This window comes from Limibacterium fermenti (assembly GCF_041902845.1).
GTDB classification, from domain to species: domain Bacteria; phylum Bacteroidota; class Bacteroidia; order Bacteroidales; family Dysgonomonadaceae; genus Limibacterium; species Limibacterium fermenti.
Map to the genome: position 1 here is coordinate 2503873 of NZ_CP159486.1, position 23023 is coordinate 2526895.

The 23023-nt window shown below is 41.5% G+C and carries 30 protein-coding genes; 17 read left to right on the forward strand and 13 right to left on the reverse strand.

All coding sequences use genetic code 11. From position 1 onward, the window contains the following. Nucleotides 1-38 precede the first annotated feature (38 nt). The 3 genes from ABNK31_RS11045 to ABNK31_RS11055 form a co-directional block, all read right to left on the reverse strand. A complete protein-coding gene (locus ABNK31_RS11045; protein WP_418892576.1) occupies nucleotides 39-1115 on the reverse strand; it encodes an aldose epimerase family protein in 1077 nt (358 codons plus the stop codon). A 209-nt stretch (nucleotides 1116-1324) separates the two neighbouring features. After that, on the reverse strand, nucleotides 1325-2635 hold the full coding sequence (locus ABNK31_RS11050) for a hemolysin family protein (RefSeq protein ID WP_418892577.1): 1311 nt from the start codon (nucleotides 2633-2635) through the stop codon (nucleotides 1325-1327). Between the two features lie 62 nt (nucleotides 2636-2697). Continuing rightward, nucleotides 2698-3600 (reverse strand): sugar phosphate nucleotidyltransferase, encoded by a 903-nt coding sequence (locus ABNK31_RS11055; RefSeq protein ID WP_418892578.1) that lies wholly within the window; start codon nucleotides 3598-3600, stop codon nucleotides 2698-2700. A 292-nt stretch (nucleotides 3601-3892) separates the two neighbouring features. On the opposite strand from ABNK31_RS11055, the gene arfB reads away from it, so the two are divergent. Then, nucleotides 3893-4303: an alternative ribosome rescue aminoacyl-tRNA hydrolase ArfB gene (gene arfB / locus ABNK31_RS11060; protein WP_418892579.1), complete on the forward strand. Its 411-nt coding sequence runs from the start codon at nucleotides 3893-3895 to the stop codon at nucleotides 4301-4303. Between the two features lie 156 nt (nucleotides 4304-4459). On the opposite strand, the gene ABNK31_RS11065 is transcribed toward arfB, so the two are convergent. The 8 genes from ABNK31_RS11065 to ABNK31_RS11100 form a co-directional block, all read right to left on the reverse strand. Next, nucleotides 4460-5146, reverse strand: coding sequence for an RluA family pseudouridine synthase (locus tag ABNK31_RS11065; RefSeq protein ID WP_418892580.1), 687 nt, complete (start codon nucleotides 5144-5146; stop codon nucleotides 4460-4462). Between the two features lie 170 nt (nucleotides 5147-5316). Continuing rightward, nucleotides 5317-6063 (reverse strand): 3-oxoacyl-[acyl-carrier-protein] reductase, encoded by a 747-nt coding sequence (gene fabG / locus ABNK31_RS11070; protein ID WP_418892581.1) that lies wholly within the window; start codon nucleotides 6061-6063, stop codon nucleotides 5317-5319. A 29-nt stretch (nucleotides 6064-6092) separates the two neighbouring features. Continuing rightward, on the reverse strand, nucleotides 6093-6686 hold the full coding sequence (locus ABNK31_RS11075; RefSeq protein WP_418895395.1) for a TetR/AcrR family transcriptional regulator: 594 nt from the start codon (nucleotides 6684-6686) through the stop codon (nucleotides 6093-6095). 240 nt (nucleotides 6687-6926) lie between these two features. Then, nucleotides 6927-8897: a transglutaminase domain-containing protein gene (locus ABNK31_RS11080; RefSeq protein WP_418892582.1), complete on the reverse strand. Its 1971-nt coding sequence runs from the start codon at nucleotides 8895-8897 to the stop codon at nucleotides 6927-6929. A 458-nt stretch (nucleotides 8898-9355) separates the two neighbouring features. Further along, entirely contained in the window at nucleotides 9356-9886 is a 531-nt protein-coding gene (locus ABNK31_RS11085) for a hypothetical protein (protein WP_418892583.1), read from the reverse strand. 2 nt (nucleotides 9887-9888) lie between these two features. Further along, complete coding sequence (locus tag ABNK31_RS11090; protein WP_418892584.1) at nucleotides 9889-10176, reverse strand: hypothetical protein; 288 nt, start codon at nucleotides 10174-10176, stop codon at nucleotides 9889-9891. Nucleotides 10177-10395: 219 nt separating this feature from the next. Further along, complete coding sequence (locus ABNK31_RS11095) at nucleotides 10396-11064, reverse strand: hypothetical protein (protein WP_418892585.1); 669 nt, start codon at nucleotides 11062-11064, stop codon at nucleotides 10396-10398. A gap of 25 nt (nucleotides 11065-11089) precedes the next feature. Next, nucleotides 11090-11482, reverse strand: coding sequence for a hypothetical protein (locus ABNK31_RS11100; protein WP_418892586.1), 393 nt, complete (start codon nucleotides 11480-11482; stop codon nucleotides 11090-11092). A gap of 95 nt (nucleotides 11483-11577) precedes the next feature. Between ABNK31_RS11100 and ABNK31_RS11105 the strand changes: the two genes are divergently transcribed. The 16 genes from ABNK31_RS11105 (at nucleotide 11578) to ABNK31_RS11180 (ending at nucleotide 21420) form a co-directional block, all read left to right on the forward strand. Further along, entirely contained in the window at nucleotides 11578-11751 is a 174-nt protein-coding gene (locus ABNK31_RS11105; RefSeq protein ID WP_418892587.1) for an XRE family transcriptional regulator, read from the forward strand. Nucleotides 11752-11853: 102 nt separating this feature from the next. Beyond that, nucleotides 11854-12120 carry a hypothetical protein gene (locus ABNK31_RS11110; RefSeq protein ID WP_418892588.1) on the forward strand — a complete coding sequence of 89 codons (267 nt, stop codon included), beginning with the start codon at nucleotides 11854-11856 and terminating at the stop codon, nucleotides 12118-12120. 318 nt (nucleotides 12121-12438) lie between these two features. Next, nucleotides 12439-13803 carry an IS110 family transposase gene (locus ABNK31_RS11115; protein ID WP_418892241.1) on the forward strand — a complete coding sequence of 455 codons (1365 nt, stop codon included), beginning with the start codon at nucleotides 12439-12441 and terminating at the stop codon, nucleotides 13801-13803. 147 nt (nucleotides 13804-13950) lie between these two features. Continuing rightward, a complete protein-coding gene (locus ABNK31_RS11120; RefSeq protein ID WP_418892589.1) occupies nucleotides 13951-14544 on the forward strand; it encodes a hypothetical protein in 594 nt (197 codons plus the stop codon). 3 nt (nucleotides 14545-14547) lie between these two features. Beyond that, entirely contained in the window at nucleotides 14548-14748 is a 201-nt protein-coding gene (locus ABNK31_RS11125; RefSeq protein WP_418892590.1) for a hypothetical protein, read from the forward strand. 11 nt (nucleotides 14749-14759) lie between these two features. Next, nucleotides 14760-15170 (forward strand): hypothetical protein, encoded by a 411-nt coding sequence (locus ABNK31_RS11130; RefSeq protein ID WP_418892591.1) that lies wholly within the window; start codon nucleotides 14760-14762, stop codon nucleotides 15168-15170. A gap of 52 nt (nucleotides 15171-15222) precedes the next feature. Beyond that, nucleotides 15223-17265, forward strand: a complete 2043-nt coding sequence (locus ABNK31_RS11135; RefSeq protein WP_418892592.1) for a hypothetical protein — start codon at nucleotides 15223-15225, stop codon at nucleotides 17263-17265. 52 nt (nucleotides 17266-17317) lie between these two features. Further along, complete coding sequence (locus ABNK31_RS11140; RefSeq protein WP_321579712.1) at nucleotides 17318-18247, forward strand: AAA family ATPase; 930 nt, start codon at nucleotides 17318-17320, stop codon at nucleotides 18245-18247. Further along, the gene (locus tag ABNK31_RS11145) at nucleotides 18231-18710 is read left to right on the forward strand and encodes a hypothetical protein (RefSeq protein ID WP_418892593.1); all 480 of its coding nucleotides are present in this window, start codon (nucleotides 18231-18233) and stop codon (nucleotides 18708-18710) included. The genes ABNK31_RS11140 and ABNK31_RS11145 overlap by 17 nt, the downstream gene beginning before the upstream one ends. A gap of 2 nt (nucleotides 18711-18712) precedes the next feature. Further along, nucleotides 18713-18955, forward strand: coding sequence for a hypothetical protein (locus ABNK31_RS11150; protein ID WP_418892594.1), 243 nt, complete (start codon nucleotides 18713-18715; stop codon nucleotides 18953-18955). Between the two features lie 2 nt (nucleotides 18956-18957). After that, nucleotides 18958-19242: a hypothetical protein gene (locus tag ABNK31_RS11155; RefSeq protein WP_418892595.1), complete on the forward strand. Its 285-nt coding sequence runs from the start codon at nucleotides 18958-18960 to the stop codon at nucleotides 19240-19242. Then, entirely contained in the window at nucleotides 19239-19496 is a 258-nt protein-coding gene (locus tag ABNK31_RS11160) for a hypothetical protein (RefSeq protein ID WP_418892596.1), read from the forward strand. The genes ABNK31_RS11155 and ABNK31_RS11160 overlap by 4 nt, the downstream gene beginning before the upstream one ends. A gap of 7 nt (nucleotides 19497-19503) precedes the next feature. Beyond that, nucleotides 19504-20157: a DUF3164 family protein gene (locus ABNK31_RS11165; protein ID WP_418892597.1), complete on the forward strand. Its 654-nt coding sequence runs from the start codon at nucleotides 19504-19506 to the stop codon at nucleotides 20155-20157. A gap of 71 nt (nucleotides 20158-20228) precedes the next feature. Further along, nucleotides 20229-20447 (forward strand): hypothetical protein, encoded by a 219-nt coding sequence (locus ABNK31_RS11170; RefSeq protein WP_418892598.1) that lies wholly within the window; start codon nucleotides 20229-20231, stop codon nucleotides 20445-20447. Beyond that, nucleotides 20444-20725, forward strand: coding sequence for a hypothetical protein (locus ABNK31_RS11175; protein WP_418892599.1), 282 nt, complete (start codon nucleotides 20444-20446; stop codon nucleotides 20723-20725). The genes ABNK31_RS11170 and ABNK31_RS11175 overlap by 4 nt, the downstream gene beginning before the upstream one ends. Before the next feature lie 176 nt (nucleotides 20726-20901). Beyond that, entirely contained in the window at nucleotides 20902-21420 is a 519-nt protein-coding gene (locus tag ABNK31_RS11180; protein ID WP_418892600.1) for a phosphohydrolase, read from the forward strand. Between the two features lie 167 nt (nucleotides 21421-21587). On the opposite strand, the gene ABNK31_RS11185 is transcribed toward ABNK31_RS11180, so the two are convergent. Together ABNK31_RS11185 and ABNK31_RS11190 are read right to left on the reverse strand one after the other, a co-directional pair. Beyond that, on the reverse strand, nucleotides 21588-22046 hold the full coding sequence (locus tag ABNK31_RS11185; RefSeq protein WP_418892601.1) for a hypothetical protein: 459 nt from the start codon (nucleotides 22044-22046) through the stop codon (nucleotides 21588-21590). Next, nucleotides 22039-22977: a hypothetical protein gene (locus tag ABNK31_RS11190; RefSeq protein WP_418892602.1), complete on the reverse strand. Its 939-nt coding sequence runs from the start codon at nucleotides 22975-22977 to the stop codon at nucleotides 22039-22041. The genes ABNK31_RS11185 and ABNK31_RS11190 overlap by 8 nt, the downstream gene beginning before the upstream one ends. Nucleotides 22978-23023 lie beyond the last annotated feature (46 nt).

Consider the following 23023-nt stretch of genomic DNA (forward strand, 5'->3'; position numbering starts at 1 on the left):
ATTAATATTTTGTTTGTTTAAAAATGAGAAGTTCATTTCTATATAGTTGAGAATCTAAAAGACGTTCTGGAGGAAAATTTCTCTCCGGGTTCAAGCACGACCGAAGGATATTCGGGTTTGTTGATACTATCGGGGAAGTGTTGCGTTTCGAAGCAAACGGCCGATCGTTCGGGATAATGATGTCCTTTTTTAGCGGCAAAATTGCCCGTCATCCAATTACCGGTATATAACTGAATACCCGGTTCGGTCGTATAGATCTCCATGCGAATACCGGTTTTGGGCGATTCACATACGCCGGCATACGCATATTCGCCGGGCGTTTTTTTATTCAAAACATACGTATGATCGTATCCTTTTCCAAAATGAAGTTGTTGAAAATCGTCATCGATCCGTTCACCGATCAGATGAGGAGTCGTAAAATCCATAGGAGTACCGGTCACCGGTTCGGGTTTGCCGTAAGGAATGGCATTGGCGTCGGTCGGCAGATACGTATCGGCACGAAGCGAGAGCAAATGATCGCCGATATGGGGATCGCCTTCGCCTGAAAGATTGAAATACGAATGATTGGTGAGATTGAGAATCGTTGCCTGATCGGTTTCCGCATGATATTGAATATCGACCGTATTGTCGTCAGTCAACGTATAAATAACGGTGACTTTCAGATTGCCGGGATATCCCTCTTCCCCATCGACGGAAAGATATGAGAACTCGATACTATCGTCTGACACATTATTTACTTCCCATACAACGGCGTTGAAACCTTTAATGCCCCCATGAAGAGAGTTGGGACCGTTATTGATCGCCAAGGTATAGTCTTTTCCCTTTAAAGAGAAACGCCCTTTAGCGATGCGATTGGCGACTCTGCCGCAGACGGCCCCGAAATAGGGCTCCTGCGAAGAGAGATATTCGTCAATGGAACGATGGCCCAAAACAATATCCCTTTCCTGACCGTTTTTATCCGGTACCAGCAAAGAAACAATTTTGGCTCCGTAGTTTGTAACTGCTAGTTCACAACCTTGTTTATTTTCCAAAGTGTATAAACCGGTTTGCTTACCATCAACAATTTTTTCAAATGTTTCGATCAACAAACCGGATTTGCTATACGTTTTATCCATGTAAGTTCTTGGCTTTAAATTAAGATATTGATGAAGACTGGATCTTTCTATAAATTTCCGTAAAAGTAGTACAGTATTCGGTGATCTCCTAATTAAAAAATATGTTATACAACATAAAACCTATTAATTAACATTCCCGCCGGTTTACCTTCTGCTTTTTTTATCATGCAAACGTTTGCCTTAATCATTCATTATGAACGAAAAACATATCAAACATCCGCTTCATCAGTATCTTGTACGTTTTTTTTAATTAATACCTTATCAATTTTATTCCCGTCTATATCCATAATTTCAAAAGACAGGTTATTAAACACAAATTTATCTCCTACGCCCGGAATTTTGTTAATACAAGCAAAAACAAAACCGGCCACCGTAGAGTAATCGATTTGATCGAAATCGACCGTGAAGTCGTCAAACAAATACGAGAGGACTTCAATAGGCGCTTCACCGCTGACGAGAACCGAATGATCGTCCCTCATATAAATTAAAGGATCATTCGATTCGACGGTATCTTCGTCCATGGTTTTGCCCACCAGGTTTTCGAAGACATCAAACAGGGTCACAATTCCGTCCAGACTTCCGTACTCATCCACCACCACAACCAACGACCGGGGCTTGTTCTTCAACAATTCCAGCACCTTTTGCGCCTTTAATGTAGTCGGAACAATAATCGGCTCTTGCAATAGTTCTTCAATATTGACATTCTTCCGGTGCGTTAGCTCAAGAAGAAAGTCACGCATCAGGATAATTCCGGTGAAATCATCGATTCTCTTATTACACGCCAATATTTTACTATGCCGCATATGAAGGAGGTCTTGCACAATCTCTTCCTGCGTTTTCGAAATATCCACCCACTCCACGTCGGTACGATGCGTCATGATGTGCACGGCACGCTTGTCGGAAAAATAAAACACCTGCTCGTGCATGATATTCTCGGCAGCATCAATCACCCCTTCGTTGGAAGCCGTCTTGAGCATCGCCCGCAACTCCAGTTCGGAAATGATTTCATTCTTAGGTTTGAGCCCGATCATTTTATTAAACAGCGCCGTCGAAGCAGCCAATAACTTCACGAAAGGGTAGAAGATGAAACTGACCCACCGAATAGGCCTTGACACCGTGCAGGCCATCTTTACGGCATTGTTCAGCGCGATGGTTTTGGGAACCAATTCCCCGATGACAATCGAGACATACGTAATAAGAATGACCACGACCGTCATCGCAATGCTATCGGCAAATGCCCTGCTCCAGGCGAACTGTTCAAAAAAAGGCACTAAGTAAACCGCCAGGGTCGCCCCGCCGTAAGCGCCGTTAACGATCCCTATCAAGGTAATACCCACCTGTACCGAAGACAGGAAGTTGTCGGGGTTAGACTGCAGCTTCAACGCTTGAGCGGCACCCTTGCTTCCTTTTTTCCGTTCCGTTTCGAGTCTGTTTTTATTGGCCGACACCACAGCAATTTCCGAAAGAGCGAAAAACCCGTTCAGAATAATCAGAAACAAGATGATTAAGACATCGACCATCAACAAAATTCCATTAGATATTATCGAAGATATCGCTTGAAGCGGCGCCTTCGCTCACAAAATCACCATAAAGGAGACGGATACACCCCGTCGTCGGCAAGCTTTTGCAATTTGGCAACCACACCCGGGCGGTCTTCCGCATACGTTACTCCAAACCATTTAGAGGGAGTGTCGAGCACTTTCACGGTAGCTTTTTTATCCACAATCAGATTATTTACCACCAATGGAATAAAGAACTCCGCCTTATGATTGCCGGCATTTTCTTTGAGGAATTCCACAAATTGCTTTTCGGAATAGTCGAAATAATCGGGCGTAAAGCCCCACATATTCATGGAAACAGGCGTGTTATCACCAATAGCCACCCATTCGCCGTTATCATCCTTATATTTTACCGCACCGTCGATACGCTGTATTTGCGTACGTTCGACCACGCCGGTGAGATGATTGTCGGAATCCGTCTCACAAATGCCACGAGCCACCGTTCCGCTTTCCGAAAGGGTATTCCCCACGCGATAACCCACCATGGCATACGCATTTTTCGAATGGTGAAGTGAGGATAGAAAATCCGATAATACGCCGAAGCTTTCACGTCCGTAAAAATCATCGGCATTGATGACGGCAAACGGTTCGTGGATGACATCGCGCCCCATCATCACCGCATGATTCGTGCCCCACGGTTTCACTCGGTCGGGATGCGGAGAAAAACCTTCGGGAAGGTCATCGAGTTCTTGAAATACCAGTTCGACGGGAATTTTCCGCTCATATTTTTTGACGATTTTTTCTCGGAAATCTTCTTCAAAAGATCGACGGATGACAAATACCAGTTTGCCGAATCCGGCGTTCACAGCATCGTAGATAGAGTAATCCATGATGGTTTCGCCGTTGGGGCCTAAGCCGTCCAATTGTTTGAGGCCGCCATACCGGCTGCCCATACCTGCTGCTAATACAAATAGTGTTGGTTTCATTTTATTATTCTCTGTGAAAATTTCATTTTCCACAAATTTACGGATATCCTCTTTACATTTTATGGTTTTAACAATATTTTCAGGTGAAAAAATGGGAAAATGATCCGATTTGAGGATTTCATGATCCGATTTTTTCATTCAAGTTTCGCAAGTCGTATGATGGCAACTAAATCCTCCGACTGACGATGTTTAATATTTAGAAACTATTTTGAATTTTCCGAATGATCTGATTTTGTTTATTCCATGATTCGAACGGAAATAGTATCTTTGTAACCCTATAATAGGGTAACGAATGATGAGTTTCGATTGGGATACATTAATAAATGAATGCACTTTCACCGCGTCGAGAAGCAGTGGAAGCGGAGGACAAAATGTGAACAAGGTATCTACAAAAATAACGTTGTCGCTGAATATCGGGGACTCGAAAGCCTTGACCGAACGCCAAAAAGAATTGATTTTCGTCCGCCTGAAAAACAGGATCAATAATGAGGGCGTATTACTGCTTAGCAGCGACACGGAACGAACACAGCTCGGAAATAAAAAAGCGGTTTTGAATAAACTCGAAAAACTACTGGAGAACGCCCTTCGAGAGGAGAAAAAACGGGTGGAGACCAAACCCACGCGCGCTTCGCAGCAGAAAAGAATCGAAAGCAAGAAACACCTGGCCGAAAAAAAGAAACGCCGCTCCGATAAAGGCTTTTGATTTAAGATTCAATATTTAAGACAACGCTCATTCAGTCTCCGGTCTTCAGTCTCCGGTCTTCGCTCTTCGGCATCCAGTCTCCGGTCTCTAAATTCATAATTCATCACTCATCCCTCATACTTCATCCCTCATACTTCATCCCTCATACTTCATCCCTCATACTTCCTCCTCCGCCTCTTTTTCAAACGCTTTCCATAAGGTATCATCGGGGACGGGTGCCGTAACCGCAATATTTTCTTGGGACACGGGATGCACAAAAGCGATACGGCGGGCGTGCAACGAGATGCTTCCATCGCGATTGGAGCGCGGAGAACCGTACTTCAGGTCGCCTTTCACCGGGCAACCGATGGCCGACAACTGCACACGGATCTGATGATGGCGGCCTGTTTCGAGTTGCACTTCCAACAAAAAATAGTTATCCGACCGGGCTATGACTTTATAATGCAACACGGCTTTCTTGGCGTGCGGTTTCTCGGTATCGTAAAAAACCGACTTATTGTTTTTTTCGTTCTTGACCAGGTAATGCGTCAGGGTATCTTCGTCTTTGGGCGGTTGATTTTTCACAATCGCCCAATAGGTTTTCCCGACTTCGCCGTTGCGGAACATATCGTTCAGGCGGGATAATGCCTTACTTGTTTTGGCAAACACCACTACCCCGCTTGTCGGGCGGTCGAGGCGATGCGTGACTCCGCAAAAAACATTCCCCGGCTTGTTATATTTTTCCTTCAGATAGGATTTAACGATATCGGACAGGGGCGTGTCGCCCGTCTTGTCGCCTTGCACGATTTCGGAAGGCGCCTTGTTCACAATGATGATATGATTATCTTCGTATAATATGGTCATAAATGGAAAATAGAGGATAGAGGTTGGAGGTTGGAGAATAGTTGTGAAAGCTGGATAAAAGATAAAGAAAGAGGGATGAAGGGGAAAGCCTGTTTTTTATCAGAATCACACCTTCATCATCTCGTTCATGCTTCATCATTCATCCTTCATACTTCATACTTCATACCTCATCAAGTATTCATTCCGCCGCAAACATTGATGACCTGCCCGCTTACATAGCCCGACAAATCGGAAGCGAGAAATAAGGCAACGTTTGCTACATCTTCGGGAGTTCCCCCGCGACGCAAAGGTATCTGCTCGGCCCATTGCTTGCGAACATCTTCGGATAGCGCGCCGGTCATTTCGGTGATAATGAATCCGGGGGCAATGGCATTCACGCGGATATTGCGCGAACCGATTTCTTTAGCCATCGACTTGGCCAACCCGATCATTCCGGCTTTCGAAGCCGAATAATTGGATTGTCCGGCATTTCCCGATACTCCTACCACGGAACTCATATTGATAATGCTTCCCGCCTTCTGACGCATCATGACCGGTGTGACGGCATGGATAAAGTTAAACGCCGACTTCAGGTTGACATTGATCACCATGTCCCATTGTTGTTCGGACATCCGCATCATCAAGCCGTCACGGGTAATCCCCGCATTGTTGACCAACACATCGATACGCCCGAAATCTTCTACGATACGGCTTACCACTCCCGCCGTATCTTCAAAGTCGGCGGCATTGGAAGCATATCCTTTGACTTTCACCCCCAATGCGGCTATTTCCTTTTCCGTCGCCACGGCTATATCATCGATCTTCAAATCGGTGAAAGCAATGTTTGCACCTTCCGAAGCAAACTTCAACGCAATCGCTTTGCCGATGCCGCGTGCGGCGCCGGTGATTACGGCTGTTTTACCTTCTAATAATTTCATTGTGTAAGATAATTTAGAAAAATTGTTCTTTATTGTTTTTTATATAATCCTCTGAAAATAAGCGTCGAGATAACGTCCCGGTCTTCTTTCCGTTGATAATCGAGCGTCATCACGCCGCGTATGGCCGGCACTTCGAGGCCTTTGAGGGCATAGTGAAGGATACCGGCGGTTTGTCGCACGTTTGCCATTTCAAGCAAACCGCTATCGCATCCATCCTGTAAAATGCTCTGCAAATAATGGATTTCTTTTTGATCGAATTCTTTGCGCACGTTTTCCACCTTCCAGATATCCCGGAAAAAATCGGCCTTAAGGGTTCCGTTGCGCCGCACGACTTCTTTTATCGCGCCAAGGCGGGTAAAAGCGAAAAGCATCAACTTTTCATCGGCAGGCAATTGGCGTTCGATGACAGACTCGAGCCTGAGATAAAGCGTTTGCAACTCCGACTCGATTACCGCCTTGTAGATATCCGTTTTACTGCGGAAGTAGGTATACAACGTCCGTCGGCCGCGCTCCGAAGCTTCGGCAATATCATTCATAGTGGTATTCTCTAAGCCGTTTCGGGCAAAGAGTTGACGAGCAACTTCTATCAGTTTGCGTTTTGTTTTGGATACGGGAACGACCATCATATTATGCACATGTATTGAATGATTGTGCAAAATTAAAATAAAAGATTCAATTCGGAAAAGAATTCGGCGATAAATATGTGGTGCAAGATGTGGGGCACGTTAGATGAAGTCTTGAAATCATCCCAATGGCGCGGGTCTCCAGCCAAGTCGTAAACACATTGTTATTACTACAAAAATATGTTTCTTTACACTATTGTCATAGCATATAATTTAACAATAACTTAAAAAGACGGATGCTTACTTAAAAATTTGTTTGTCTCCTTCCATCAGGAAAACTCTCTCTTCGTTTCCGGAAGAGTGGTTCTTCAGGTAATATAAACCGCCCGACGGCACATTCTCATAATGCAGGGAATCAGAATCGGCAATTTTCACTTCCAGCGATTTCCAACCGTTTTTCCCATTTATAAATAATTCATATTTCTGTCCTTTTTTCACATAATTGTCGTGGTTACGGGGAGTATAAGCGATTGCCGATATTTTTTGAGGAATACCGAAGTCCAATCCCGCCCATCCGTCATCCGGAGTATTATGATCGAATGAGGTCTCAGTCACCCCATCGAAGACATTCACATATTCGTGCGAGCCGTCAGCCTCCCAACATCCGGGTGTTCCGATTGTTTTTCCCGTCAAATAGCCGGTATCCGAAGAAAACCGGACTTCGGCTATATTGCAGTAACTGTCCGCAGCTCCTTTATAACGGACATACCGGTATTCCTTGTTCGCAGAAACAGGAACCTGCGTAATCAAACGGTAAGGCATGTCTTTTATAACATAAAGCGTATCCGCATCGAGAAACGAAGGATTATCGCTCCCTTCAAAAACCCCGCCGACCATCCGGCTCCTGAACACGACATCATCTTCTATAGGATATTTGCTGAACAATGTTGCGCTGGTTACTTCCTTTCCGCCAGCATACCTGCATATCCGGTGATTTTGCTCATCTATTTTAAAGGGATCGGTAAGGAACGAAAGCCGGCCGTCCTCATAAGTAGCCAGGCGTGCAATATCGCCTATATTCTGGTTATGGAAAACAATCCTTCCCTTTTTATCCGGTACCGTCCAATCCACGGGCTTCCACCCCATCCAGGCCGGGCCGCACAGGTAAATAATCCTATTTTGGGGAACCGGAGAATAAAGCATATCCGCAGGAATGGACACCGTTTGCAGGAAATTGTTCGAGTACAAGATTGTCACATCCTTAAACCGATAATTTGGAGTTGCAAATAATGCAGGGATATCCTCCTGAATTTTTTCCATGGCTCTCATAGCGCCGATGTTGTTGGAGAAGGTTTTCCGGTATGCCTTGTGTTTTCTTAATTTCCGGACATAGGATTTATCCGATATATACTCTATTTCCGCAAAAAAATCCATTACATAGTCATTCCCGTTTTTATCTTCGAATACCACCCATGAATGCCCTAAATTGTAATTGCCACATATAATAACGAAATCGATGGAACAGGGGATGCCTGCCGCCCTGAAGGCGAAAAGGGCAAATTGAGAAATATCGTCGCAGGAACCGTTGAAGGACAGGGCATTGAAAGCATCGAGGCTCGGGTAACCTCCCGGCCTTACCATCGTAAAGCGAGGCTTTCCCTTTTCCCTTATAATTGCATCCCTCAAATATCTGGCGGCAACGACAGGGTCATCCGTCTCAAGGGTTTCCAATAACGGAGCGACCCGTTTATAATATTCCCTTCTCCAGTTAGTCAACCTTTCATTGCCGATTCTGTAAGGAAGGATATATTCGCAAAAATCATCGAATGAAGTATGCCTGTTCCAGGGATATTTTGTCCAGGCCAGAAATGCCAAATCAATATTCTCGCATAAATAAGCGGAATCTATTTCATGAATATCATATTTCAAGTCAAGAGTATTCCGATTAAAACGCCCTAACAGGGTATGAAGGGAATCCAAAATTTGTTCAGGTTGTTTTTTGCTTTTACCCAACGCATCGAAATAGACAGCATGGCGATTCAATTCTTCTCCTTCATAGTAATAATATCCCGGCATATTTTCTATCAGAAAACAGGCTGCCCGGTATTTAAGGCTGTCGGCCGGATATAGAGCATAATGTTTTAAAACTTTTTCTAATTCTACCCTGTTTTTCCCGGAAAAATCAAGTGCTTGCTCCAGCCTACTATAAGTATTTCTGCTACATCCTAATATAAATACCAGAAAATATACATAAATAATTATTTTTTTCATATTCTTCTTTTAAATGATGGATAAATAACCGTTTCCTTTTTTACTTCTGAGCCTACGACTGTTTGAATATATCTCTAACAGAGCAAGATTGTCGCTTTTGACGACTCCATCGGTTGCCAATTATATTCACATATGATGAAAAAGACAAAGGGGAATCCCATTCTATCATAACCCTCTTTGGTTAATTCTGCTCTCAAAGTAATATCGAAAATGATTTCATTTTTTATCCGCTTATTATATAGTTCCACCTTTCCACACTTGATGTAATTGCCAAAGTAGGCAGTTTTATAATATACAATTACAAAACGACCTACTTTATAGCTCTGCTATTATATTTTATACTCCAAAGAGAATATCATATAATTCATTTTTCCTCTTTCATTGTTTCTATAAATAGGAGTTGCCTTTTTTAATTCTGACAAAAAGTTTATTTATTATAAGCAGAAAATATAACGGCTTTATTTATATTTAATCTCTTTTGCCGGAAATACTTGATAACTCCAATTAATATATCCATCTTGAACTATTTTGGAAGAAAAAGTTAATTTCATCTTGAACAACTCCTTTATTTCTTCCCGGTATCTGGCAAGCTTTTGCAAATCGATTTTCGGATCAATACCGTTAAAATCAAAACTTACCGAAACAATCCGACCATCGGTATGAACGATACATTGCATAATATTTACCCGTCCGGGCTTATTCAATTCAGTTATCTCCTTTTCCGTAAAAATAGTAGTTTCTATTTTCTTTATAATTTCAGGATTTATTTCGTTGACGCCTATTAATTCCGGTGTGCTCATATTTATGTCTCTGGGACTTTCTGTAAATTTATATGCGTTTGTATCCTTATAGCATGTCATGATTTCGCCGTAATAGTTCTTCCGATGTTGTTTAGTGAATCCATGTTTGCCGTGATCTTGTCCGGCATATACCGGAATTATAAAGAGCAAGAAGAAACCATATAGCCATATTTCTTTTAACCGTTTCATAATCAATTACAATTTGATGTATTTATTAATTCATATAATGCATTAGGGTTCTGCAATTCATAGTTAAATGGAGAGGCATAAGTCGGATAGTATTTTGCAAATTCATTGATCCCGTAATTATATTCTTCATTAAGAAGGATGCTTGAAGCCCTTTCCCTGAGGCTATATATCCAATTATTATAAGCATTGCTAATATTCTCAGGAATATCTATTGTTTGAAAAAGACCACAACATCCAAATTGAAAAATATCTTTAAATACTTTTTGGGATAATAGGATTCTATCGCGCATAATTTTGTGCCCTATTCTTGTTTACTAATCTGAATTCTAATTTTTTCTCAATCATTAATCGGCAATTCAAAATACGCATTTTTTCCGCATTAATCGCGATTCTCAAATGTTAAATCGGCAATTCAATGCACGCACTTTTGTTATCATTAAAAATCTGGATTTGCGTCAGATTTAATGTCTGTATATGCTAATAATTTTAGTGTTTCAGAATAGTATTTTTTACTCGAATGTAACCATATCTGAATCTTTTCCTTCATATATTGACCAATAGGTGTACTCATCTTCTCCTTTGTACCATCTGTATCTGGATTGACTAAACCGGAACATCATTAATGCTTCTTGGATAGTTTCCTGATATTCTTTTTTATTTTTATTTGCAGCAAAAATACCACCAGTCAAATTTAAATATTTAGATTTGTCACCGCTCGCGCTTACTTCGATATCATGCTCCCACATTTTTTTATTGAGAATATCGGCATATTTATGCCTTAAAATTGGGAATTCTTTTATTTGTAACTGAATAACATCATTTTTTAATTGCGCCGCAAGACCTTTTATTTCCTCATCTATTGAGTTTTCTCCTTTACCTATAACTATTCCCCACATATTGAAAAGAATTAGTTCTGATTGTAATGATTCGACAGTTCCACTATAGGACGAAAAATCAACACCTTCCTTTATGGACTTAATTTCACGCTCTAATTGAGCCTTTAAGTCGGAGTTGAGTTGTTCTTCTGACTTTTCAGAACTCTTTATATCATCTTTAACTAAATCCTGTTTTTTATTGTCATTGTTGGGTATTAATGTACTAATAATAATTATTATTGTAACAATTAAAAAAGTTATTAGACATCCTTTTTTTGTTTTTGATTTAGGCTTATTGATCATATACTTAAATTTAAAGAGTAATTAATTATTTCTTTTTCTTCAATTCCTGTTCTGCCACATAAGTTGTAGGATAATTTGCAATTGGATATTTTTTTTGCTCTTGCAATTTATTGATTTCTTGATGTAATAATGTATTTTCTTTTGTTAATTCAATAATTTTATCCAAAAGCATTTTATCATTCTTCGCTGGATGTGATGATCTTTCGTCCAAATTGATCATTTCTCCTTTGCCGGTAATTAGCCAAACCAAATCAATCTGAGGATAATTTTCCGCAATAGCAGTTATCCACTTACTTTGTATATCAGTATGATTATTTATAGCTCTTCTAATCATCCCGTCGCTCGCACCAATGGACTGTTCGAAAGCTCGAACACTTATATTGATATACTTAATAAATTGACTAATTCGATCTGTCATAAGAATTATTCGTGATATTTTTCACGATTTGTTTTGTTGTTGTGAAAATTATCACGATATTTGCATCATATTTATGAACAAAAGTAAGTAAAAATATGGAATTAGCTGAGAAACTCAACAAAAAATACCGCTCCATCTACGTGCAAGTAGCTGAGAAATTTGGTGTAACTCCACGCTATGTATGGCAAATAGCCAAAGGGGAACGTAAGGCTACGCGCGGTAAAGGTGCGCAAGTAAAGGAGTATTTGATAAAACTGGCGGAGAGTTAGATTATGGAAGACTGTCGCTCAAAGCTAAGGGAAATATTATCGGCTATGCAAAGTAGCCCTCATGTAGTTGCGGTAATTCCCACTAATTTAAATAAAAACGAAATGAAAACAAAAATCAACATCAAAGTATTGTCGTCACAGGAGAATAAAGATCGTCGCGAGAACCAAGTAAACCGAAGTACCCTTGGAGCATCTGTGCAGCGTGATGAAAATTGCTTAACTGTTTCAATTGACATTGAATGCGAATCTGAAGATACGTTGTCTGTATTCCAGTCGCAAATTCCATTTCTGACGTCTGTCTTGAAAAGAAATTCACTTCGCCGGCCATCATCGGAAGGCACCCTTTCAAATGCGAGATATCAGTATTAATATCTTTTTGAAGCCTGTCGACCGCATTTTTGTCGTACAGGGCAGCTTCAAACTCAATAAACAAAACGTACATAGTTCAATATTTTACTCAATAACTGCAAAGTTAGGATTTTCTCTGAAAATGAGAAATAATTAATAACTTGCGAAGCCCCATCAAGCAAGTAAACCACAAGTTATCTTGGATACGATTCCAATGCAAAGTACGGTTCCGGTTTGCTTGTAATGAAATACTTGGTTCCTATGAGACCTTATAGAAGATTATCAATCATTTAAGCATCCCGGCTTGATGAGGCTTTTATGTATTCACAAGTTAAAATTATGGCAAAGAAAGCGAAAAAAATCAAGACAAACAAGGGATTGAAATTGGAAATCGTGAATCCCAATTCGGCGGGTATCGATGTTTCTTCCACCGAAATGCAAGTATGTGTCCCTGAAGAGCGGGATGGGGAAAACAACCGCCGCTTCGGCACGTTTACGCAAGATTTACACCTTATATCGGATTGGCTTAAAGCCTGTGGCATTGAAACCGTCGCCATGGAATCCACGGGGGTGTATTGGGTCCAACTCTACATGATACTGGAATCGGATGGATTCGATGTGTTGCTGGTCAACGCCAAGGCCATCAAAAATATCAGTGAAAAGAAGACCGACCGGGTAGATGCCGAAACCATCATGGTCTTGCATAGTTACGGGCTTCTGAGAGCCAGTTTCCAACCCCAGAACCATGCCCGGCGCATCCGCAATGTATCGCGCCACCGTGACGGGTTGTTGAAAGCTTCTTCGCGGGAAGTGCTCCACATGCAAAAGGCCATGGAATTGATGAACATCAAATTGGGCAATGTCATCAGCGATATTTTGGGAAAATCGGGACAGGAGATTATTCGCGCCATTCTGGCCGGGGAACGCGATGCCCGAAAACTATCGGCTTTGGCCGATCCCCGATGCAAATCTCCCAAAGAAACCATCGCCAAATCCCTGCAGGCCAATTGGGACGAAGACCTGCTGTTCATGCTCAAACAAAGCTATGAACTGTATGTATATTACCAAAACCTGATGAAGGATTGTGACAAGCAGATAGAGGGCATCCTGCAGGAGTATCTCAAAGACGTTAAACCCGAAGAAACTTCCAAGCCGGAGCAAAGGGCGAAAAAAGCAAAAGCTCAAAAGAATGCCGTCACGATAGATATCGAAAAGCACGCGATCCGATTATGGGGTGTCAACGCGATGCGCATACCGGGTGTCAGTGAAGCGGCCCTGTTGCGGTTGGCCGGTGAGCTGGGACACGATTTTACCGATAAGTTTGACTCATACAAACAGTTTTGTTGTTGGTGTAATCTCACACCCAACAACAAAATATCGGGAGGAAAACTCCAGTCCAGCAAAATTCCAAAGCGGAAGAATCCTGTTGGACAAATCCTGCGTTCTTCGGCAAACTCCCTGAAAACAAGTAAAACGCCCTTAGGATATTACTTCCGGCGTATACAGGCAAAAAGCGGTTACTTGCCGGCTATTATCGCTACTGCGAACAAATTGGGAAGAATACTCTATACAATGGTTAAATACAAGGTCGAGTTTGATGACTCTTTTACCCAAACCAGCGAAACCGAGATACTTAGAAGAAAATTGATTAAGACCCAAAGAACCCTCGAAAAACTTCAAAATCAAATCAAAGAATGCGGATGAAATGGTTTGTTATATAGAAGATATGAAAGATATTCTATACCGCTTATTCGACCAATTTTTTTCCGAGCCATTGAATACGCGGATTTGTGCAATCGGCGTCGGATTATGCGCTGCTTATGTCTGTGTAATGATAATCATGGCCTTATTATGAAAACAGTATCTCCATTATTCATTACAGAACGCAACGTTGAAACTTATCCGTTTACCGGCGACTGGGAGAAGATCCTCGGAGAACCGGACATCCGTTTCAGTTCGTTAATTCGGGGCGAAGCAAAGAGCGGCAAAAGCACATACGCGGCTAAATTCGCTCAGTATGTAAGTCAATTCGGGCGGGTATTGTATGTGTCGGCCGAAGAGCGCCTAAACTCGAAAACTTTACAAAACCGCTTGAAGTATTGTGGTGTAACAAGTGAGAAGGTTCGCTTCATACACACTAAGAGCACCGATCAAATCGAAAAGACAATACAAACAGGTGGATATCGCTTTGTAATCATCGACAGTGTGCAGCACGTGCAGATGAGTTACCTCGATTTCGAAGTATTAAGACAGAAATTCAAACGGCGTAAGCTATCATGGCACCTAATCATGCAAATGGGCGAAAACATTACTAAGTGGAAGCATGAGGTCGATGTGCTCATAGACATTAAGAATGGACGTGCCCAGGTACATGGGCGATACAATGCCGCAACATCGATACAAGTACTTAAAAACAATAATAATCAACCCTCTTTATTTGACTGAATTATGAAAGAAGAAACTAAAAAACAAAGCGTATTTATGCAAATCCGAAATGGCACACGGACTGGCGAAGGTTCTTTTAATGTGGCACTGGCCGAACTTTTCTATAAGGCAGACAATGGTAATAAGCGGAAACTTGTAAAGGCATTTCCCGATTTTTTTGGCGATGAAGTACCTGAGTTTGAAATATACAACGATCAGCTTTAAACGAATAAGATATGTGTAAAATTTACGTAGCCAGTAGTTGGAGAAATGAGATTCATAATATCGTTGTCCAAGCCCTTCAGCGTTGGGGACATGAGGTTTATGATTTTAAAAATCCACCAAGTCGTACCGGTTTTTCATGGGCACATATAGATAATAAATGGCAAAACTGGAATACAACACAATATCGTGAAGCATTAAATCACCCATTGGCTGTTGCTGGATTCAACTCAGATTTTAATGCGATGAAATGGGCAGACATCTGTATTATGGTTCTATCTGCACATACTGAGGCCGGTTGGATGAAGGGAGTCGGAAAGGTTGTTTATGTCGTCCAGTTTTCGACCGAACAACCTGAACTAATGTATAAAATTTATGATGGCATCATAAGCAGCTATGACGAATTAACAAAAATGTTTTCCTAAACGGTTCTCGGGGCGGTTCGATTCCGCCCATAGGAACAATAAGCATAACGGTATGAATATCACATCAGGCGAAATAATCACTTACAATGCAGGTTTATGGCTTTCACAGTCGTACGTGCAAGCCAATACCGATGTGGATACAAATTATCTGCGCGTGGCCAAATCACGGGCAAAAGGCAAGGAAAATGTATCGTGGAATCACATGGTTATTAATGATACTTGCTTTTTCAACTACAACGGTTTGCCGACTGTTGTGAGATCACAATTGCCTAATGAAGATTTTTTGGAAGAGAATGCGATAATTGTAAAGCCGATCAAACCTCAGAATGATATTGAGGACATAATCAATGAAGCTCTTTATAATTCATTCAAACAGTTTCTGCCGGAGTATGCCAATTATAACTACAAAAAATCGAAAGAACTATCGCAGGCGGCTGCCGTTATCTATGAGGCTCGGAATTACGTTGAAATAAAGGGAATACCATTTACAAAGAGTGAGTTTTTCGATCAATTGGCCAATGAAATCCGACTGCAAGAACTGAAATATCTACCGATTACCTGGCGAAACATCCGTGACAAAATTCAGGCCTATGCTTCCGGTGAAAATATGACCGATATCATCGGGACGAAAAACATAGGCAATGCAAATCGGGCGGAATTCAAAAACAACGATTTTATTAAAGGAAGATTGGTCGAACTGGCATCCAGTCAGCGAAACTACTCATCCGCTTTTATATACCGTAAGTTACGGCTCATAAGCCAACAAAACGGGTTTGATAAATACCCATCCGAACGATGGGTAAGCAACGAACTAAAATCGCCCGAGATAAAATATCTTATCCAACAGCGGTACGGTGCAAATACCCGCTTTAACGCCCATTATAGAGGCTATACACCGGCACAGTCGGCTCTCTTTGCCGGCGATGCCTGGATGGTTGACGGTACGCGTGTAAACATCGTAGACCATAAAGGAAAGTGGACGGATGCAAACGGCAAACGCCACACCGGACAAAAGTTCCTATATATCGTAGCTGTACGTGACGTTATGAGCGGTTTGCCAATCGGTTGGGAGTATTGCTACGACGAAAGCGCCAAAGCGGTTATCGGGGCGCTCTCAATGGCTGTACGCAATGCCGGATACCTTCCGTATGAGTTTATCTATGACCGGTTCCCGGGACACAACACTGACGAATGGTTATGGACGGAAGAACAACTTCGTATAAAGGGCGTAATCATGACGAAAGCCCATAAGGCGGAAGGCAAGGCGAATATTGAGCGTTGGTTCGGGACATTACAATCCGTCTTTATGGCCGAAAGTGATCTCTACTACGGTGAGGGAGTGAAGTCAAGCCGAAGTTACGCTCATCGGAGCAAAGAATACGTCACCGAGATGCGTATGTGGGCTACAAAGAACAATTTCAATTTTGATGATGCATGCCGGGAGACCAATACCATTATCGAAAACTACATCAATACCCCCTACAGCCATTATTCGCGTAAGTTCAAGAGCATAGACAAGAGTCCGCAGCAATTACATGACGAAAGCGATAAGCCTAACGTGTATCCGGTGGATCAGCCTCAATATTGCTTCCTATTCGGACTTCGCAAACAGGTTAGTATCCGTAATTACATGATTCAAACGCAAATTGAGGGGGCGACTTACTATTACGGCATCGATGATGTGGATTTGACAGAAAAATATACCGGTGTGAAACTTTGGAATTGCTTTGATTACGAAGATTTGAGTACTGTTCATCTCTTTGATGGAAATAATTACCTCGGATCATTCAATGAGGTACCACCGGCACAGCGTTTCGGGCCGAAGAAGGACATGAGAGCCGTCGGGATAACCAAGAAGATTGCGGAAAAGAACGAAGAACGCCGTCAGCAACGCCTAAAGGATATCGAACGTCGTAAACAGGCTTCGATCGAGACGGATGATGAAGATGCGATATCGCCCGAAGTGGGAATCATGCAGGGTGGAAACATCGCGAAGCGATTGTATGAAGCGGCTGAAACGGCTTTCTTAAAAAATGAATGGAATACCGAGGACGAAGAGGAACCGGTACATGTAAATGCAAGGAACCAGTATTAATCAAACATCCTTTAAAGTTGCTTTGAAGCGTGTTTAAAACTCAATAACAACAATGACAGACAATCAGAAAAAAGAAATCTTGGAACTCGTTGAAGCCGAAAAAGAACGGATCGGGAGTTATCGCTCTGTGGCAAAAAAGTGCCAACTCAGTGAGGCGACCATTTCGCAGCTTCGGAAAGGAACTTACTTGGCCGAAGGTGACGACGTATATGAGACCATCGCCCTGGCGTTGGGGTATGATTTCGATACCGGTGATTGGCAAATAGCTACCGATATCACCGACTTTCGTATCGTATACCAAACGCTGGATGATGCAAAGAACGAAAGCATGTTCATCGGGATCAGTCACCGGGCCGGTAGTGGAAAAACAACGCCGGCGGACTATTTTCTGAATCAACATCGCCGTTTGGGAGTGTTCAAATTGAACTGTAAGGAATGGGGCGCACGCACATTCCTGACAAAGCTGGCACAAGAAGTCGGAGCGGATATTCCAAAAGGGTATATTACTTCATCGACCATCATCGAAAGTGTTTCAGAGGCTATAAAACGGATGTCTCGAACCCGTCCGCTAATAATCCTTGATCAGGCGAATTCTCTTAAGCCGGCAGCATTACGCAGCATCATCCACTTATTTAATGAGAATGAAGATGTTCTCGGGATGGTGATCATCGGCACCGACAATCTTGAATATGAAATTAAACGCGGTGTAAGACTTAACAAACAGGGTTACGATGAAGTGGACAGCCGCTTCGGGCGTAAATATGTGCATTTGGTTGGGGCAACGCTCTCCGATACACGTAAGATATGCGAAGTCAACGGATTCATGGACAGGGAACAGCAAAAGCAATTCTTTGAAGAATGTGAGCCGGTTACCGTTCAGCTCTCCGATGGTACCCGCATCCGTGTGGTGGAAGACAAACGCCGTATCAAAAGAATTATTGATCGCGAAAAACTGAAAAGACGTCATGCAACAGCAAGTTAAAAAGCATAATCCATTCGCAAAGTTTCACGTATTACTCGGACAAATGCCCGGCGTGGATAAAGAAGAAATGGTTTGGCAATATAGCGGATTGCTCACAACTTCGCTTCGTGAGTTTTACGATAAAAAGCCATACGAATTCGGGAAAATGATTGAAGATATGCAACGTATTGTAGATGAAATGAACGGAAAGAAACCGACACAGAAAAGGAAAGCACAGTCTTGGGATAAAACCGAATTGAAAAAATTACGCAGCGCGGTTTTACACAGGCTGCAAAAGCACGGAATCGACACGACGGACTGGGATCGGGTGAATAGCTTTATGCATCAGCCGAGGATTGCCGGTAAGACTCTCGGTGAGATGTCCATTGAGGAACTGAGGAAATTTATCCCTAAAATGGAGAGCATCTTGGTAAAAGACAAAACCATACGGGACGAATATAAACGATTGGCACAAATTAATTGATAATGAAGAAAGATCATATCCGGAAATTGCAACTCGGCAGGCGTGCCGCTTACCTCAAACGCTGCATTCGTGTACTGGAACTACTGGAACAGCACGAAACCGACTGCAGCGTTCGTAAGCGTGTATTCTATAAGCATATCAGGCCTGAAGTCGGCGGAAGCTACACTTCATTCAATAATATGCTAAATGAGCCAAACCCGCGCAATCAACTGGATAAGATTGAAAAAGAATTAAATGAATTATAATTATGGGAATTAAATGGCAAACAAGCAAAGAGGACGGTGAGTTGATCAGCCGTATTTCGGACAGGGCTTCGTCTCTGGATTTGACAAATGATCAAATAGAGGTACAAATGGATATTACAGCCGTTCATTTGAACGATGTAGAATTGGACTTGCGAAGGCTATTAGAGGAGTTTGACGATTTTAACTTCGCACATGACATAAATGGTATTCGTAGGCATATAGATACGGAAACAGGTAAATTAACAGGCGGATTTTTGCCTCGGTGCACTAAAAAAAACAACTTATGACAACAGCAGATAAACTTTTAGAAATTAAAAAGATGGCCAATGCGATCGAAGAATTTGACAACGATAATGAAGCCATCGTACAATTAATAACCGCTGATGGTAAATTTTATCCATTAATCAACGGTAATTATACCGCAATTCAAGCAATTATCGAATCTGCATACAGACTATTCCCGGACTTTAAAGATATCGTCGATGAAGTTGTAAGTGGCACATCTGTAATTAAGGAACTTCAAACAAATCATTTAGGTTAGCAATAATATGGAAAATGAAATTGTAACAATGACTCCCGAAGAACGCAAAGAGTTTGAAGCGTTCTTGGCGGAAAAACGGCGTAAAGAGGCTGTTGAACGGGAAGCCGCCGAGCGAGAAACTTATAAAACACTGGTCGATGAAAGCATCGAAGCATGTTTTCCTTCTTTGAAATCGACATCGGAGCAATTGAGTGATGGCAAAAAACTTTGCTATAACACCTTTGCCCAGGTGGTCGATATGAAGGCGGATGTGTACGGCATAAAGGATGGACAGAAGTCTCATACATTCACACATCGCAACGGAAAGATGCGGATTACCCTCGGTAATTATGAGACAGACAATTACGATGACACAGTTAATGTGGGCATCGAAAAAGTGAAGGAGTATTTGAAATCATTGGCAAAAGATGATGAAAGCAAGCTATTAGTCGGAGGTGTATTAAAGCTACTTAGCCGAGATCAGAAAGGGAACCTGAAGGCATCCCGGGTGCTGCAGCTTCGTAAGATGGCCGAACAAAGCGGAAACGATCAGTTCATTGACGGCGTCCGGATTATTGAAGATGCTTACCGGCCGGCGATATCCAAAACCTACGTAAAGGCAGAGTACAAGAATGAGCAAAACGAATGGATTGCCATTCCCCTCGGCATGACAGAGGCCTGATCCACGAACGGTTCTTTTTGGCAGGGTTCGATTCCCTGCCGTGGAACGATTTTAATTTAATATTTCGAATTATGATAACAATTATTACTATTGGACTATTGGTCTTGGCAGTATTCGCTTTGGGACTGGGCTGCTTGTTTCAGAAGGTCGATATCGAAGACCTGAAGCTACAGCGAGATCGGATGAATGAACTGTACCGGCTTGAAAGCGACCGTAACATCGAGAAACTGAAAGAAGAAATCTTCCGGGATGATAAGGATGAGATACTTCTAAACACGAGGGGCTTATGATACATGAATTTGTCAAGTTAACAAGTATATCAGTCGATGATATCCTCGGGAATAAAAAGGATAAACGAACGAGTGATCTGCGACATCTCTATTGGAAGCTGTTGCGTGATAAAGAGAATTTTTCTTATCCCGCCCTTGCACGGATGAATGGCCGGACATCAGCTTCAATCATTCATGGCATTAGGAAGATTGAAGGCTACCTACAGAACGGAGATAAATGGACAACAGAGATGTGGAACCGGGTAAAAGCATTGGAATATGGATCGGAAACTAATTGAGGCGACAATGGAGGCTATGGGCTATACCGATATGACTGATATATGCTCCAATTGTTCCCATTTCACAAAGGATTATGATGAATATGCCGGATATATAAATTATTGCACATATAGTAATCTTTGTTCTTTTCCGGTGGAAGAAACGGGGAATTGTACAAAATTTAAACAAAAAGAAAATGATTAAAAAGCTATTACGAACTCTCCTGCCGCAAGCGTATATAGAAACGTATACCGGTAAACTGGTGAATGTTTTCAGTATTCAACCGGATGATATTTATATAGAAGATATCGCCCATGCATTATCGATGCAATGCCGATTCTCAGGTCATACAAAGCAGTTTTATTCCGTGGCGCAACATTCCTGCTGTTGCTATGAATTGTCGACGGATTACCCGTTTGAATGCCTCATGCACGATTGTGCTGAAGCTTACCTTCACGATGTGGCCTCGCCTATAAAGCGATGGTTTTTTGTCTATAAATGGGTGGAAGACCGGTTACTGAAAGTATTGGCAAAGAAGTTTCATTTCGCCTATCCTTTTCCGGAAGAAGTGCATAGGATAGACAAATACATGCTTCACAACGAAATGTGCAGTCTAATGCACAAACAAAGTGATGCTTTTCTTTTTATTGAGGCGTGGGATCACTATGAATCGGAGCAAGAATTTATACGCATTTTCAACCTATTCAAGAAATGAAAAACATTGAATGATGAGATTTTTCTGATTGACCGCTCCCGTTTGTGAAAAAGGGAGCGGTTTTTTTTGAAAATGAAATAGTTTTTCTCTTTTGTATAAATATCCAATTCTGTGAAAAAAGAAGACACATCAGAAATAGCCGATATCTATTATATAAGAGTATGTGGTTATAGTTTGGATCGATTGTTTTCTTCTTCAATTACAGTGTCTTCAATATCCGTATTTAGAGCATGTATCTTACGGAAGTTGTAAGTTTCATAAATAAGCGATAGGCTTACGATGGTAACGGCAATTAACAACACATCTATTGTGCACCAACCAAATGTGTAACGCAGATTTTCTGTATTCCAAATTAAAGCTATTACCAGAGCAATTGTCGACACTCCAAAGTCAAGCAGCAACATATTTCGAGTTTGAGAAATTGAAGAACGTAATTTTTTGCGTATTTTTTTATTAAGTATTTTGATGAGGCTAAAGGATACTAACAAACTCATAGAGATAGAAAAGACTATACCCAACACTGTAAATAGTGTTTGCAATACTGCAACATTTCCATTTACACCTATGGAAGCCATTCCTATTGAAAGAATAACTGCAATCAGTATTCGTGCTATGAGTTTAAGCATTTTCTTGTGCTCTTAATTCAGAGAGGAAAATTTCCATCTTTTGTTTTAACTGTTCCTCTACAATCCGGTTTCCCGTAGTTCTTTCCACCTCCACTTCTTTTTTAACTTTAACAGTCTCACCGGTATATTTGTTTCCATCCTTGGTTCTTAAAATGATGCCGCTATCATTCGTAATATTAGTTGCTATAGCGCCCATTACCCGTTGAAACTCTTCTTGAGCCAAATCTTTAGGTTTTCTTTTAAGTTTAGCCTCTATAAGCTGACTGTTACGTATCTGCTGAAGGCTGTCAGCATCACTAATAATATGTGACAAAACTTCATCGGTTAGATTGAATAAATTTGTACTAATTGTGGTCGGTTCACGACTCGTAGGAGAAGCACTAACTACTCCGCCTCCTCCAATAAACTCAATCTGGCTTACTTGCGATAAGGGAACACCATCTGGTAATTTAGTCAACTCGGTTAGTTGAAAATATCGTTCACCTCGAACAGGGTTCAATAGCCAATTTAAATAGGTTTGTACACGATCAATGTTAATGTTTCCCGCGAGATTTGTAACCAAATGATTGTTATTTAGGGCAAAGTAAAAATGATTTTTATATTGGCTCTGCGTGGGATTGCCTGTAATTACATCTGCAATAGTAATGGTATGTTGATTAAATAGTTCTTCACTTATTACCCCTCCATTCTCAGCAGGTATAACACGAAGCATCATACTAAATAAATACGTATCATTTTGGTGCCATACAAAATTTGACAATAAATCTTCATCTGCATCATCTTCATTTAATGTCATCCGTCGTTCTGAAGCAATTGAATTCTCTGTAAGCACCTCTTTAAGCAAAAGTAATATACCCGAATGAGCTTCTGTTAGACTTGGGTTTTCAATTTTAAAAGCTCTCAATTTAATTTTAGCTGGTTGATTTGTCATATTACCATATTATTGATTACAAAGTTAGGATTTTCTCTGAAAATGA